Annotated in this window: 12 protein-coding genes; 5 read left to right on the top strand and 7 right to left on the bottom strand. The window is 46.5% G+C overall.

Annotated features, from left to right (window positions below):
* Positions 1–2: 2 nt before the first annotated feature.
* Entirely contained in the window at positions 3–1,085 is a 1,083-nt protein-coding gene (gene porQ / locus FBF61_RS26445) for a type IX secretion system protein PorQ (protein WP_138483067.1), read from the bottom strand.
* Positions 1,086–1,173: 88 nt separating this feature from the next.
* Between porQ and FBF61_RS26440 the strand changes: the two genes are divergently transcribed.
* The 5 genes from FBF61_RS26440 to rbp all read left to right on the top strand — a co-directional run bounded on the left by FBF61_RS26440 (position 1,174) and on the right by rbp (position 9,485).
* A complete protein-coding gene (locus tag FBF61_RS26440) occupies positions 1,174–2,733 on the top strand; it encodes an acyl-CoA carboxylase subunit beta (RefSeq protein WP_138483065.1) in 1,560 nt (519 codons plus the stop codon).
* A 198-nt stretch (positions 2,734–2,931) separates the two neighbouring features.
* Entirely contained in the window at positions 2,932–4,206 is a 1,275-nt protein-coding gene (locus tag FBF61_RS26435) for a Gfo/Idh/MocA family oxidoreductase (RefSeq protein WP_138483063.1), read from the top strand.
* Positions 4,207–4,285: 79 nt separating this feature from the next.
* The gene (locus FBF61_RS26430; RefSeq protein ID WP_138483061.1) at positions 4,286–7,729 is read left to right on the top strand and encodes a 3-keto-alpha-glucoside-1,2-lyase-like domain-containing protein; all 3,444 of its coding nucleotides are present in this window, start codon (positions 4,286–4,288) and stop codon (positions 7,727–7,729) included.
* 260 nt (positions 7,730–7,989) lie between these two features.
* The gene (locus tag FBF61_RS26425; RefSeq protein ID WP_138483059.1) at positions 7,990–8,823 is read left to right on the top strand and encodes an SMP-30/gluconolactonase/LRE family protein; all 834 of its coding nucleotides are present in this window, start codon (positions 7,990–7,992) and stop codon (positions 8,821–8,823) included.
* A 41-nt stretch (positions 8,824–8,864) separates the two neighbouring features.
* The gene (rbp, locus tag FBF61_RS26420) at positions 8,865–9,485 is read left to right on the top strand and encodes an RNA-binding regulator (RefSeq protein ID WP_138483057.1); all 621 of its coding nucleotides are present in this window, start codon (positions 8,865–8,867) and stop codon (positions 9,483–9,485) included.
* A gap of 62 nt (positions 9,486–9,547) precedes the next feature.
* On the opposite strand, the gene FBF61_RS26415 is transcribed toward rbp, so the two are convergent.
* From FBF61_RS26415 to FBF61_RS26390, 6 genes are all read right to left on the bottom strand, one after another.
* Positions 9,548–9,916: a DMT family protein gene (locus tag FBF61_RS26415; protein ID WP_138483055.1), complete on the bottom strand. Its 369-nt coding sequence runs from the start codon at positions 9,914–9,916 to the stop codon at positions 9,548–9,550.
* Positions 9,916–11,103: an MFS transporter gene (locus FBF61_RS26410; protein WP_138483053.1), complete on the bottom strand. Its 1,188-nt coding sequence runs from the start codon at positions 11,101–11,103 to the stop codon at positions 9,916–9,918. Before FBF61_RS26410 ends, FBF61_RS26415 begins: the two co-directional genes overlap by 1 nt.
* Before the next feature lie 62 nt (positions 11,104–11,165).
* The gene (gene mutS, locus FBF61_RS26405) at positions 11,166–13,811 is read right to left on the bottom strand and encodes a DNA mismatch repair protein MutS (protein WP_138483050.1); all 2,646 of its coding nucleotides are present in this window, start codon (positions 13,809–13,811) and stop codon (positions 11,166–11,168) included.
* 96 nt (positions 13,812–13,907) lie between these two features.
* Positions 13,908–14,468: a pseudouridine synthase gene (locus tag FBF61_RS26400; protein WP_229215235.1), complete on the bottom strand. Its 561-nt coding sequence runs from the start codon at positions 14,466–14,468 to the stop codon at positions 13,908–13,910.
* A gap of 57 nt (positions 14,469–14,525) precedes the next feature.
* Positions 14,526–15,110: a Uma2 family endonuclease gene (locus tag FBF61_RS26395; protein WP_138483047.1), complete on the bottom strand. Its 585-nt coding sequence runs from the start codon at positions 15,108–15,110 to the stop codon at positions 14,526–14,528.
* Positions 15,111–15,122: 12 nt separating this feature from the next.
* Positions 15,123–15,665 carry a Uma2 family endonuclease gene (locus tag FBF61_RS26390; protein WP_229215234.1) on the bottom strand — a complete coding sequence of 181 codons (543 nt, stop codon included), beginning with the start codon at positions 15,663–15,665 and terminating at the stop codon, positions 15,123–15,125.
* Positions 15,666–15,777: the final 112 nt, after the last annotated feature.

Below are 15,777 nucleotides of genomic sequence, written 5' to 3'. Positions count from 1 at the left end.
AATCATTTTATCGGGCGAGAAACTGTGATCGGTTCTCGGACAAATCCGTTTTTCAGGTTCATAACGATGGACAATGAACTGCTTCCAAAGCCGGGGACATATTGTGCCCGGCCATACCCTACTTCAAATCTTTTGATGCGCAGCCACGCTCCGAACGAAAATCCAGCAAGAGCACCCCTGTCGGTTAACCTTAGCTCCTGCCTTCTGAGATGGTCATAACCGAGCAAAATCCTGAAACTGGGATGGATCAATACTTCGGCGCCTAATGCAAGATGCCTGGTCAGTTTTTCTGCCAGCCCGGTTTTTTTGGGGATCCTGTTCCCATTGATATCATAGGTAAAAAACAAGGCGGGGTCATTATAAACCATATCGAATTTATTCAAATGGTGCGCTGTCACCGAAACCCGGACAGGCATATATTCCGGCTTGAAAGTAATCCCTGCGCGTATGTCGAGCGGAAGCTGCGGCGTGGTGGCGCCGGTATAGTTCTGTTTTAAAAACCCTATGTTTTTAACTACAAAACCGATCGTCATATCCTCACGGGGATGTTTGAAAACCCCGCCCCAATCCAGCGCAAGGCCCCAGGTGTTATAGGCTTCCACAGAAGCCCCTACCACCTTTATTGTACCGCCGAGCGTAAATGCACCGAGCGTATGCCCGTATCCTGCCGACAGCCCATAATCTGCCGCCCTGAATTCCCCGATAACATTGCCAATGTCGTCGGTTTCAACCATAGTGCCATAGTTCAGATACTGAAGTCCCACGGCCCAGGTCCCCGACGATTTCTGTAAACGTTTGGCATAAGCCAGGTTCAGGAATTTGGTATCAGCCAGATAGGGCATCAGATTGAGTGATACATTATTGGATTTGGTGGAATCAAGGAGGCCAGGATTTTGCAGAAAAATCGCAGGGTCATTACCGCCAATTGTAAGATGGTTGGTACCTAATGCGGTACTCTTCGCCTGCGTCGGCAACTGTAGGAAATCAAGCCTGCTTTTGCCTCCGATAGACTGCGCATGAGCGGTTTCTTCAAAAACAAAAAGAAACCAAAATACAAAATGGACGCTCCATCCGATCTGCCTCATATGAATGCAATAATTTCCCGAATCAGTAAAAATGACACTATATTTATGACCTGTTCAAAAACAAATGTAACCATATCGTCCGTATTACATGGAATCAGTACCAGCCGTGACTTCAAAAAAAGAATTACTGGATTTAAAAAATGCCGAGGCGAATTCAGGAGGGGGGGAAAAGCGGATCAAAGCACAACATGCGAAAGGAAAACTAACTGCCCGCGAGCGTATTGCTGTTCTGGTCGACCCAGGTTCATTTGAGGAAATCGGCAAGTTTGTAATGCACAGAAGCAAAGACTTTGGTCTCGATAAGGAGCATTACCTGGGCGATGGCGTAGTGACGGGTTATGCCAAAATCAATGGCAGGTTAACCTATGTTTTTGCGCAGGATTTTACTGTTTTTGGCGGCTCACTGTCAGAAACGCATGCCGAGAAGATCTGCAAGCTGATGGATCTGGCCATGAAAAACGGCGCACCGATCATCGGACTGAATGATTCAGGTGGTGCGCGCATTCAGGAGGGTGTACTTTCCCTGGCGGGATATGCTGATATTTTTTATAAAAATACATTGGCTTCCGGTGTCATCCCTCAGATTTCGGCAGTAATGGGCCCCTGTGCCGGTGGCGCCGTATATTCGCCCGCGATAACCGATTTTATCCTGATGGTTGAGAACACAAGCTACATGTTTGTGACGGGCCCCAACGTGGTAAAAACCGTAACGCATGAAGAAGTCACATCGGAGGAACTGGGAGGTGCCATGACACATGCTACCAAATCGGGAATAACTCATTTTGTGTCTCCCAATGAGGTCGAGTGCCTCATTGCTGTAAAGAAACTGCTGAGCTACATACCTCAAAATTGCGAAGACGAAGCTCCCCGCCTTGCTTATGAACCACAAAACGAGCTGCGGCCCGGCCTCAATACGATTATTCCGGACAACGCAAATCAGCCTTATGACATGCGCGAAGTTATCAGCGAAATTTGCGATCCTGACAGTTTTTTTGAGGTACACCAAAATTTTGCTGAAAATATTGTAGTGGGTTTCAGCCGCATTGCCGGACGCAGCATCGGGATCGTCGCCAACCAGCCGGCTGTTCTCGCTGGCGTCCTGGATATTCATTCAAGCCAGAAAGCAGCCCGGTTTGTCAGGTTTTGTGACAGTTTTAATATTCCGCTTCTTGTATTGGAAGACGTTCCCGGTTTCCTCCCCGGCACCGATCAGGAATGGAACGGCATTATTACCAACGGAGCGAAGCTTCTGTATGCTTTTTGCGAAGCAACTGTCCCCCGCGTAACCGTCATAACCAGAAAAGCTTACGGAGGCGCGTATGATGTAATGAACTCCAAGCACATCGGCGCGGACCTGAATTTCGCCTGGCCTACCGCCGAAATCGCCGTAATGGGTGCCAGCGGAGCTGCGGAGATTATTTTCAAGAGAGAAATCGCCGAAGCAGAAGATCCGAAAGAAAAACTGCGCGAGAAAATAGAAGACTACACAGAAAAATTCACCAATCCCTACCGCGCCGCACACCGGGGCTATATCGATGAAGTCATTTACCCTGAACAGACAAGGGAAAAGCTGATCAGAGCTTTTGAAATGCTGGAAAACAAAGTAGATGTGCGCCCGAGAAAGAAGCACGGAAATATCCCTTTGTAATATTATCTATCGGTATTTTAATGCAACTGTGCGAATAACAAAGCCGCATAGGAAAGAAACGGGAATTCCTGTTTCATTATAAAGGGATTACTGAAATTAATAATCGCAACCCCAATCCGCCTTTGTTACATTATAAATATTGTCATAATTTCACGACCACTTAATAACAAAATTTACTATCCTAAATTTCCTTGACTAATGAAAGAAAAGAAAGGCATTTCTGCGTCCAGAAGAAGCTTTATCAAAGGTTCTCTGGCTACGCTGGCTACATTTTCCATTGTTCCGCGTCACGTTCTGGGGAAAGGCTTTATCGCACCCAGCGACCAGCTGACCAAAGCAATTGTGGGAGTGGGCTCCATGGGCCGCGGCCATATTCCTTATGCCGGAACAAAAGTAGTTGCGCTTTGTGATGTTGATAAAAAACACCTGGATATTGCCGTAGGTATGGTGGATAAAGGTGTAAAAACCTTTTCCGATTACCGCGAGCTGATCCAGCTTCCTGAAGTGGATATTGTACACGTTGCGACCCCTCCCCACTGGCATGGTATCATTGCGGCCGATGCAGCACGTGCCGGCAAAGATGTGTGGTGTGAAAAGCCGATGACCCGCACAATCGGGGAAGGCAAGCGTCTGGTAGAAGCCGTTCAGCAGCATGGAAGGATTTTCAGGCTAAATACGTGGTTCAGGTTTGAGGATAATTTTTATGGAATGAAAACCACTGTAAAACCTATTAAAAAGTTGGTTCAGAGTGGATTGCTGGGCTGGCCTTTGAAGGTTACGGTGAGCAAGCATACCGGTTTCGACTGGAAATTTTATTGGGTAGGAAAAACGAATAACGTTCCCCAGCAAGTCCCTGCGGAGCTGGATTACGATATGTGGCTCGGGCCAGCTCCTTACAAGCCGTATAGTGAGCACCGCGTGCACCAGACGTTCCGCGGGTATTGGGATTATGATGGCGGCGGACTAGGGGATATGGGCCAGCATTACATTGACCCGATCCAATACTTCCTGGGCAAAGACGACACCAGCCCCGTAAGTGTTGAAATTGATGCCCCCCAGCAGCATACCGAAGCAGTAGGCACCTGGCGCAGGATCACGTACACTTATGCAGATGGTTGCCAGATCGTTCTCGACGGTGAGGCAAAGGATGAAAACGTGGCATATATCGAAGGACCGAAAGGCAAACTTTATCCGAATTTCCAGTCAGATATCCCTGATCTGGAAAGAAAGCTGGCAGCATTCCCTGATCCCGAACCGCAGGTAACCGATTTTGTGGATGCTGTAAAAAACCGGAAGAAATTCGCGTTGAATGAAGAAAACGGCCACCGCTCATGTACCATTGTTAACTTGGGACTGGCGGCACTGAGACTGGGACGTTCGCTGAAATTTGATCCCGAAAAACAGGAATTCATCGATGATGAAGGCGCCAACCGCCTGATCAACCAGCCCATGCGCGGCCCCTGGACGATTTAACCGTAATCCGTAACATTCATTAAACCGAAATTTCTAAAAGCTAATTGCTGAAAGCAGACAGCCGACGGCCATACCCCAAATGAAAAGAAACATATACACCTTACTGGCCCTCTTCCTGATTACAGTTCAGGGGATGGCCCAAACTGATCAGATGCTTGCCACGAAGGCCAACGATCTGCTGGCACATTTGCCATCCGAAAACGCAGCAGGCCTTAAAAAGAATATGGACGACCTCGCAGCCCTCGGCAAGCCGGGATTGGTACATATCGCCTCCATGCTGAAACCTCTCGGACAAGGCGACAATACTAAAATCCAGTATGCGCTGGGTGGCTTTACCTACTATGCTTCCCAGGCAGGAAAAGAAGCTTTAAGAAAAACGGCTGCGGAAGCATACGGAGAAGCATTGTCCAAAGTAAATGATCCCGACAGCAAGAATTTCCTGATCTACCAGTTGCAGACCGTTGGAAAAGATGAATCGGTAGAGGTACTAAAATCCTATCTGACCGACGAAAGACTGGGTAGCCCCGCTTCAAGAGCGTTGGCCAGAATAGGTTCGCCCGCTGCCGGAGCTGCATTGTTACAGGCATTGAGTAGCGCCAAGGGCGCCAATCAGATAGCCATCACGGAAGCACTTGGAGAAAGCCGCTACAGAGAAGCTGCCGGAGCAATTGAAAAAACAGCCGCAAGTGCCGACGTAACTTTACGCAAGGTGAGTGTTTATGCATTGTCTGAAATCGGCGTACCTTCTTCAGAAAGTATCCTGGCAAGTGCTGCCCAAAAAGTGGCCTACGGATATGATGAGGCGGATGCAACAGCAGTTTATTTAAAATACCTCGTGCGTCTCGCAGAAAACGGAAATGCTTCTATCGCTGAAAAAGCAGCTTTGGAATTGATTAAAAATACGCCTGATGCCAAGCAGACCGCGACGCGCGCTTCGGCTTTGAAAGTCTATTCAGATATCAAAAAACGCGAAAGTGTACCGGTTTTGGTAAAAGCAATGGAAAGCACCGATGCGCAATACCGCGCAGCAGCTTTGAAACTCGGGCAACATTACCTGATGGCCGACGGCACGACGCCCTGGCTGAATGCGCTGAAAAAAGCAAAACCAGAGGTTCAGGCTGAAATCATTACCATGCTGGGTCATGCGCAATCCAAAGACGCGCTGCGTGCTGTCCTGAAAGCTTTGAGCTCAAAAGACAGCAAAGTGAAACTGGCTGCAATATGGGCGTCCGGAAGAATAGGACAGGAAAGCAGTATTGCTAACCTCATCACAATACTTAAAACCGGAAACGCGGACGATATCAAAGCTGTTAAAAGCAGTCTTTTAACCATCAAAGGCGATGGACTTGCAGATCAGCTTGCTACGGCTTTGCCTGCGTTACCCGCAGCCGCCCAACCCGCAGTTATTGACGTTCTGGCTGCAAGGGCTGCTAGTTCAAAACTAAATGTTGTCTCCAAGTTTCTGACGAGCACTAATGCGGAAGTAAAGAAATCGTCGTTCAGCGCCTTGAAATCACTCGCTACCAGCAATGATCTTCCACAACTATTTGCTTTGCTGAACACTGTAAACAGCGGTGACGAAATTACTGCTGTACAAAGCGCAATCAGCGTCGCGGTGAAAGGCTCGGGAAATGCAGTTGCTCAAAGCGATCTTATATTGAAACAAATGCAGGGATCCCCTACCGAAAAGCAGGCACATTACCTGGCTGTTCTGGCTAGTATCGGTGGCAAAAAAGCATTGGCATCCGTAGTTTCCGCCTTTAACAACAGTGACGCTGCAGGGAAAAAAGCTGCCATCCGTGCATTATCTGCCTGGACCGATGCAAGTGCGGCAAACGAATTGCTTGCCATAGCCGGGAAAACTTCTGATGCTGACGATTTCAATGCTGCGCTGACAGGATACGTCTCAGCGGCAACAAAATCGACAAAAACACCTGCAAACAAGGTAATCATGCTTCGTGAGGCGATGGCACTTGCCAAAACTGATGCTCAGAAAGAAGCCATACTGAAAGAACTGTCACGCAACCGGACTTTCAATGCATTGTTGTTCGCAGGAAGATATCTTGACAACTCGAATGCCGGTATTCAGCAGGCTGCTGCTCAGGCTGTGATGTCGATCGCACTTTCAAACAAAGGCATTTATGGTACCGAGATTCGTGAACTGCTGACCAAAACATCCTCTGTTTTGAAAGGCCAGGATGCTGAATATCAAAAAGAATCTATCCGCAAACATCTGGCAGAGATGCCAGCAGGCGATGGTTTTGTTTCTTTGTTCAACGGAAAAGATATCACCGGCTGGAAAGGTTTGGTTGAAAACCCGATAGCACGTGGCAAAATGAGCCCAGATACTTTGGCCGCAAAACAGAAAAAAGCAGACGAAGCTGCCAAGAAAGACTGGTATGCGAAAGATGGCGACCTGGTATTTTCGGGACATGGCGATAACCTCGCTACTGTAAAACAATACGGTGACTTTGAAATGTATGTTGACTGGAAAATCCAGAAAGAAGGCGATGCAGGAATATATCTTCGTGGAACGCCGCAGGTACAAATCTGGGATACTTCAAGGGTGTCGGTAGGTGCGCAGGTTGGTTCAGGAGGATTGTATAACAATCAGAAAAACCCAAGCAAACCCACACAGGTCGCGGACAATGCCGTGGGAGAGTGGAATACGTTTCATATTACCATGATCGGTGACCGGGTTTCGGTTGATCTGAACGGAGTCAATGTGGTCAGTGATGTGGTGCTGGAAAATTACTGGGACCGCAACCTTCCTATTTTTGCAAAAGAACAGCTTGAATTGCAGGCACATGGCGACCTGATCTACTACCGTGACATCTACGTCCGCGAGATCCCCCGTCAGGAATTTACGCTACCGGAAGCCGAAAAAGCCGACGGGTTCAAAGTCCTGTTCGACGGTACCAATATGTTTGAATGGATCGGCAACAAAACGGATTATTTCATTGACAACGGCGAAATGGCTGTTGATCCGAAAAAAGGCGGAAAAGGCAATTTGTATACAAAAGACGAATACAGCGATTTTGATTTCCGTTTTGAGTTCCAGCTTACCCCGGGCGCAAATAATGGACTCGGTATCAGGACGCCTCTGGAAGGCGACGCAGCTTACGTCGGAACTGAAATCCAGATCCTGGATAACGACGCTGATATTTACAAAGATCTTAAAGAATATCAGTACCACGGATCCGCCTATGGCATTATCCCTGCGAAAAGAGGCTTTTTGAAACCGCTGGGCGAGTGGAATTATGAAGAAGTCCGTGTGCAGGGATCCAAGATCAAAGTTACCCTGAACGGCACCGTGATCCTGGACGGAGACCTGGCCGAGGCCAGTAAAAACGGAACCGCAGATCATCGCGAACATCCGGGCCTTAGCCGTACCACCGGTCACCTCGGATTTTTAGGGCATGGTTCGGAGCTGCGTTTCAGGAACATCCGCATTAAGGATCTTACCAAAGAAACTGCCGCCCCCGCTCCCAAAGCCTCAAAGAAAAAAGCGAAGAAAAAATAACAATTGTAGACTAAGTTATTAATGAAAGCCTTGTCAATGTTTTGACAGGGCTTTTATTATGCGTTTCCGTACACACGTCCGGAATTTCATACTTAACGGGCAGGAAGATTTATTTAAAAAAATTAAAAAGTGACCTGTTCAAGCAGTTAGGCCATTTTTATTTAGCTTTGATATAATAATCACAAAGACTCGCTCCACACAAGCATTTCACATCAACGATCGCTCGACTTAAATTTTACGCTGTTTCAAACCAGACCATCATGAAATCCAAACATCTTTTCTTCACTGCATGTTTATTTGTCTTTAACGTAACGTCATTACAGGCGCAACATTCATTGACCCAGCTTTGGGCATCTGAGGCTGCCCTGCCTATTCCTGAGTCTGTGCTTTACAGCGCACAGGGCAAACTGCTTTATGTGGCCCTGATTGACGGGAAAGCTGGTGAAAAAGACGGCCAGGGTGGAATTGCGAAAGTTGGCCTGGATGGAAAGATCATTGCCAAGGACTGGGTGACAGGCTTGAACGCTCCTAAAGGAATGGGCCTGACGGGTTCAAAACTTTATGTTGCAGATATTACCGATATTGTTGAAATTGATGTTAAAACCGGTAAAATCCTTAAAAAGTACGCGGTTGAAGACTCCAAGTTTTTGAACGACATTACCATTGATTCAAAAGGCAACCTCTATGTTTCAGATTCGCAAACAAAGAAGGTGCATTTGCTCAAAGACGGAATGGTCACTACCTATTTCGAAAATCTTACCGGGCCCAATGGTTTACTGGCTGTGGGTTCGGACCTATTGATTGCTGACAGCGGAACATTGAAAAAGCTGAGCAGTGACAAAAAGATTACAGTTGTTGCCGAGGGCATGGATAAAAGCACAGACGGCATTGAGCAAGTGAAGCCGGGCGAATACCTCGTTTCCTGTTGGGCAGGTGTCGTATATTACGTTACAGCAGACGGTACCACTGAAAAACTTCTGGACACCTCGGCTGACAAGACAAATTCTGCGGATATCGGCTATGATGCCGCTAAAAAAATTGTTTATGTTCCGACGTTCATGAAGAACAGTGTTGTAGCATATCAGTTAAAATAAATATATTTATAACCTAAAATCAATCAAAAACAGGCGTTTCCATGGACATTTTTGTTGGGAGTCTTTCTTTTAAGTTAAAGGAAAGCGAACTGCGTGAAGCTTTCGAAAAATTTGGTACAGTGAGCTCCGCGAAAATCATCATTGACAAAATTACGCGTCAAAGCAAAGGTTTCGGGTTTGTAGAGATGCCCGATGAAGAGCAGGCAAAACTGGCTATAAGTCAACTGAACGGAGCAGAAATGTATGGAAGGCCGCTGGTAGTGAACGAGTCGCAGAAAAAAGAAGCAAGAAGCGATAACGGAGCTCCCAGAAGTGATTTCAAAAGAGAAGGATTTAGCCGGCCAAGACCGGATGGCGGAAGCAGCAGCACAGGAAGTACCGATCGCCCATCCAGCAGCGGATATAGTGGTGGAAGTAGTAGCGGCGGCGGCGGCGGATATAGTGGCGGTGGCGGCGGATATAGCGGTGGCGGCAACAGCGGAGGAGGATATGGAGGCGGAGGAGACCGTTATAAAAGCAGTGATCGCGGACATGGCGGAGGCGATCGGGGAAAGTCAAGGTCTGACAACGACCGGTTTGGACGTGGTGAGTACAAGAAAGGCGGAGGCGGTTCCAAAAAAACAGACTACACCCGTGATCGCGACGACGACGATTGGTATTGAGATAAACTGATATTGAAATAAAAAACCCTGTAAGATTCTGATGGATATCTTACAGGGTTTTTCTATTTTTTGAAGATAAAATAAACTGCCAGTATCAGGAAAAGAAACCCGACTGCGTGGTTCCAGCGAAAAGTCTCGGTTTTGAAAAACAGCAGAGTGAAAACCGTAAATATTACCAGCGTGATCACCTCCTGAATCACTTTCAGCTCAACCAAAGAGAACGGACCGCCATTTTCCCGGAAACCTATGCGGTTTGCCGGAACTTGAAAACAATATTCAAACAGGGCAATCCCCCAACTTAAAAGAATGACCGAGAACAGTCCAAGCTTACTGAACCATCCAAGTTCTTTGAATTTCAAGTGACCATACCATGCCATTGTCATAAAAGCATTGGACAAGATCAATAACCCAATCGTCAGCACAGATTTCATCAGGCAGCTTTTACTTTGTTGTCTTTAAAGAAAAGTACAAATAAAACGAGCACTACGGCTGCGATACCTGCAGGGACCATCCAGATGCTCGTCCAGTTCTTTACACCGTCCACAGTATATATATCTGCCACTACGCCCGCTATCCAGGATCCGATTCCCATTCCGATTCCATAAGTTGCTATTGAAATAAGCCCCTGAGCGGAAGAGCGGAATTTTTCACCAGCCTTGCTATCCGTATAAATCTGACCGGTAACAAAAAAGAAATCGTAACAAACCCCATGCAACACAATGGCGAGGTACAGCAGCCATTCACTATTGGCGTCGCCGTAGCCGAAGCCGATGAACCTGACAATCCAGGCGATAAGTCCCACAACCAACATCCATTTAACACCAAAACGACTGAATGCAAAGGGAATCAGCAACATAAAGATGACTTCGGAAGCTTGTCCCAGCGACATTTTATTTTCAACATTGGTCATTCCCGAGTCTGTAAGAGACGGGTTTGCCATAGCATAGTAAAATGACAAAGGAATACAGATCAGCAGAGACGATATGAAGAAAATTGCAAAAGACCGGTCTTTGAAAAGTTTGAAAGCATCAAGCCCGAGTATATCCGCAAATGAGGTGTTCGAACTTGGTTTGGGAGGTGTATTGGGCAGGAAAAACGAGAAAACACCCAGGAAAGCCGCCGCAAACATCGAAAGTTGAAAAATTGTTACTTTATCCCCGAAACCATAATAACCCACTATGTTGGTCACCACGATCCAGGCCACAGTTCCCATTACACGTATCGAAGGGAAATCCTTTTCCGAATCCTTCACGTGCTGCATCGCGATAGAAGTTGTGAGGGACATCGCAGGCGCGAAAGTGATACAATAAGCCAGGATCACCCAAAAAAATGTATCTGCGTCTTTTATACCGGTAAGAACGTACAAAATCCCAGCACCCAAAAGGCTAAGCACGCCCAGAACTTTTTGAGCAGCAAAATAGCGGTCAGCGATCATTCCCACAAAAAATGGGGCAATAATCATGGCGATAGAAAATGCAGCATAAGCGTTCCCAACCTGCCCACCCGTGGCTCCGAGCTGTGTAAACATGTATTTACTCATTTGCCCATACCATGCTCCCCACACAAAATATAGCAGGAACATCATAGCCATCAACTGAAAACGCATTGAATTTTTCATAAAAGGTTAATAGGAGATTATTTAATTGTGATACAAAATTTAAGATTCAAAACATTCCATCCTTAATTCTCCTTCTGTACAATCTTTTGGAACTCATTAAGTTTCAAAAGGGCCTCAATGGGCGACAGGGTGTTTACATCTACGAGCAACAACTTCTCCTTCATTTCCTCCAGTCGCGGATCGGCCGGTTCGAAAATGCTGAGCTGGAAGTTGTTTTTAGGAATTTCCTTCACGTTTTTTTTATGTGCCTGGGTAACATGGTCTTTCTCGAGATGGCGCATGATCTCGCTTGCTCTCAAAACGATCGGCTGAGGCATCCCCGCGATCTGGGCAACGTGAATACCAAAGCTGTGTGCACTTCCGCCCGGCTTCAATTTTCTGAGAAAAATCACTTTGTTGTCTACTTCCTTTACGGCTACATTAAAGTTTTTGATGCGCGGAAAATCCTCTGCCAGCTGATTAAGCTCATGATAATGCGTAGCAAAAAGCGTTTTGGGTTTGCAGCCCGGCTGATTATGCAGATATTCGGCGATGGCCCAGGCTATGGAAACACCGTCGTAGGTGCTTGTTCCCCGCCCGATTTCATCCATCAAAACCAGGCTCCTGTCGCTCAGATTGTTGAGTATACTGGCCGTTTCAGTCATTTCAACCATGAATGTACTTTCACCACGGCTGAGGTTATCGCTCGCTCCTACCCTTGTGAAGATCTTGTCAACCAACCCTATAGAAGCGGCCTTTGCCGGTACGTAACTTCCCATTTGCGCCATCAGCACAATCAGTGCTGTTTGCCGCAGCAGAGCCGATTTACCAGCCATGTTTGGGCCCGTAATGATGATAATCTGCTGCGCAACGTCGTCCAGAAAGAGGTCGTTGGGAACATAGCTTTCGCCCAGCGGCAACTGCTGCTCGATCACCGGATGCCGGCCATCTTTAATATCCAGCTCGTGGCCTTCGGTGATCACTGGTTTGGAATAATTGTTTTTACGCGCTACCGTTGCAAATGAACTCAGCGCATCGAGGGTAGAAATGACCAGTGCATTTTGCTGGATTGTATTGACATATTCCGCAGCAGTATGCACAATTTCATTAAAAATCCGGAATTCGATCGCACCGATCTTGTCTTCCGCATTCAGTATCTTCTCTTCGTATTCTTTGAGCTCAGGGGTGATATAGCGCTCCGCGTTGACCAATGTTTGCTTCCTGATCCAGTCGGCCGGCACTTTATTCTGATGTGCATGTGTTACTTCCAGATAATATCCGAAAACTTTGTTGTATGCAATTTTGAGCGAGCCAATGCCTGTGCGTTCAATTTCCCTGTTCTGGAGTTTAAGCAGATAATCCTTGCCTTCATAAGAAATTGCATGCAGTTCATCCAGTTCGGTATCTACGCCCGTCTTGATCATGCGGCCCTGGTTAGACAATACCGGCGCATCTTCCCGTAATTCGTTTTCAATTTTTTCGATCAGAAAACTACATGGATTTAGCTGGTCAGCATATTTTTTCAGAATTTCTGAAGCCGGCCCCACATTGCCGTCTTTCTCTTTTTTCTGAACAATACTCGTGAATAAGTTTTTGATCGGCTCGATCTGTTTCAGTGATTTCTTGAGCTGATACATTTCACGGGGATTGATCCGCCGCACTGCCACTTTGGAAATCAGCCTTTCCAGGTCACCAATCTGTTTGAGATGCTGAATAACTGTGTCATGCAGATCTTCATTCTGGATGAAGTGCCCTACCGTCGAAAGACGTTCTTCTATAGCAAGTTTTTCCTTCAAGGGCAGTACTACCCATTTTCTCAGAAGCCTTGCTCCCATAGGCGTAACAGTCTGATCAAGGATCTGGATCAGCGGCACGCCCCCCTCCTGCTGTGGAAATATCAGTTCGAGGTTCCGGACCGTAAAGCGGTCCAGCCACACATATTTATCTTCTTCCAGCCGGGTAATCCGTCCGATGTGCCCTACTTCCCTATGCTCTGTTTCACGCAGATAATGCAGGATAACACCCGCTGCTATGATCCCCAGCGGGAGCGTATCAATTCCATAACCCTTTAAAGTAGTGGTCTGAAAATGGGTGGTCAGCTGCTCAAATCCGTATTCATAGCCAAAACACCATTCATCCAACTGAAAGGTGTGGTATTTACCTCCGAAAAGCTGATTGAACTCTTGCTTGTGTCTTTTGCAGAACAATACTTCTGCGGGAGAAAAACCCTGAAGCATTTTATCAACATAGGCCGCATTGCCCTGCGCGGTCATAAATTCACCTGTGGAAATATCAAGGAAAGCCACGCCGTACGAGCCATCCTGACCGACATGAACCGCAGCCAGGTAATTGTTTCTGCGGACATCCAGTACATTATCATTGAGTGAAACACCGGGTGTAACCAGCTCCGTAACACCGCGCTTGACAATTCCTTTGGCAGTTGCAGGATCTTCAAGCTGGTCACAAATCGCCACACGTTCACCTGCTCGGACCAGTTTGGGAAGGTAATTATCAAGAGAATGATGTGGAAACCCCGCTAACTCTTCATGCGCACCGCCATTATTCCTGCGCGTAAGAACAATACCAAGAATTTTAGAAGCCCTTATCGCATCTTCACCAAATGTCTCGTAGAAATCTCCCACCCGAAACAGCAATAATGCTCCCGGATACTTGGCCTTGATCTCATTATATTGTTTATTAAGCGGGGTTTCTTTAGGTGCCTTTGCCAATTATTAGCCTTTTTTAAGAACAGGATATGTACAAAATTAACCCTTCTATCCGGTTTGGCAAGGGTGCTAAGTTGTTTTATGCTGCTACGTAACGGATCACAGGTAAAAGCGTTGCGCGTCTTTTGCGCTAACTTCCCATACGTCGCCTGGGTTAGCAGAATTTCCTTTTTGATCAGCCAAAGAAATTTTTCCAACTGACCAGCGTACAAGCCGGAGCGTAGGAAAGCCGACCGCAGCGGTCATCCGTCTGACCTGACGATTTTTTCCTTCGTGTAAAGAAATGGAAACCCAGGAAACCGGGATATTTTTGCGGAACCTGATCGGCGGGTTTCGCTCGGGTAGAAACGGCTCCTCTATCAAATGTGCAGCTGCCGGGAGCGTATGGTATGATTTTCCGTTAATTGAAATTGTAACCCCGTTGCTGAGCGATGCACATGCTTCCTCAGTCATTTCACCTTCTACCTGCACATAATAAGTCCGGACGTGCCGGTTTCTGGGTTCGAGGAGCTTGGTCTTTAAAAAGTTGTCGTTCGTGAGCAGCAGTAACCCTTCACTATCAGAATCCAGCCTGCCGACCGGGTATACATCTTTGGGGAACTTGAAGTCGAGATCTGCCAGTGTCGGGTGCTCCCCTTCACGACTAAACTGGGAAAGCATTCCAAAAGGCTTGTAAATTAAAAAATACCGGAACAAACTATGACGTGGGTTGAAGGATTACTTGATCAGGGCACCGGGATTAAGCAAAAAACCTGGTAAAACCGATTCGCCCGAAAGGTCAATATCGAGCGTATCATGAACAGTCACGGCCTGTCCTGACCGGTAAACACCTACTTTTCCTTCAAAGCGGTCAATAAGCCAGCCAAGTTCACTGCCGTTGGCGAGGTATTCCAGCATCTTATCCTGCAGGTATTGCAGCTCATCTGATTTTGAACGTATTTCAATAACAAAATCAGGACAGATCGGCGCAAATTGCTCTTTTTCTTCCTGAGAAAGCGCGTTCCAATTGTCACTTTTTATCCATGAAACATCCGGAGATCTTATAGCTCCGTTTGGAAGTGTAAAGCCGGTAGAGGAATCAAACACTTCGCCCAACTGATTTTCTTTATTCCAAATTCCAAGCTCAGTTAAAACTTTAGAATTAAATCCACCCGTAAAAGATCCTGTCGGAGACATAAGAATAATATTTCCATGCGAGTCCCTTTCGAACTCTAGTGTGTCGTTCATTTGGCAAAACTGGAAGAATTCCTCTTCACTCATCAGGTCGCCCATCTTCAAAGTTACCGGCATCTGAATGTTCATATTGCGTTGAGACTATTTGATCAGGGCACCAGGATTAAGCAAAAAACCTGGTAAAACCGATTCGCCGGAAAGGTCAATATCAAGCGTATCATGAACAGTCACGGCCCGTCCTGACCGGTAAACACCTACTTTTCCTTCAAAGCGATCAATAAGCCAGCCAAGTTCACTGCCGTTGGCGAGGTATTCCAGCATCTTATCCTGCAGGTATTGCAGCTCATCTGATTTTGAACGTATTTCAATAACAAAATCAGGACAGATCGGCGCGAATTGCTCTTTTTCTTCCTGAGAAAGCGCGTTCCAATTGTCACTTTTTATCCATGAAACATCAGGAGATCTTATAGCTCCGTTTGGAAGTGTAAAGCCTGTAGAGGAATCAAACACCTCTCCAAGACCGGAACCTTCATTCCAAAGAAATAAATGTCCTGAAACCCGTAGATTAAAATTACCTGTAAATGATCCTGTCGGAGACATAAGAATAATATTTCCATGTGAGTCCCTTTCGAACTCTAGTGTGTCGTTCATTTGGCAAAACTGGAAGAATTCCTCTTCACTCATCAGGTCGCCCATTTTTAAAGTTACCGGCATCTGAATATTCATGACCTCATTTTTATTTCTGCTTTTATCAAAAATACAAAAAAGTGCGATAAATAGGGCACTTCCCAAAAGC

Origin of the sequence: Dyadobacter bucti (assembly GCF_005869225.1) — a bacterium.
Taxonomy (GTDB): domain Bacteria; phylum Bacteroidota; class Bacteroidia; order Cytophagales; family Spirosomataceae; genus Dyadobacter; species Dyadobacter bucti.
This window is presented reverse-complemented; position numbering and strand designations above follow the sequence as displayed.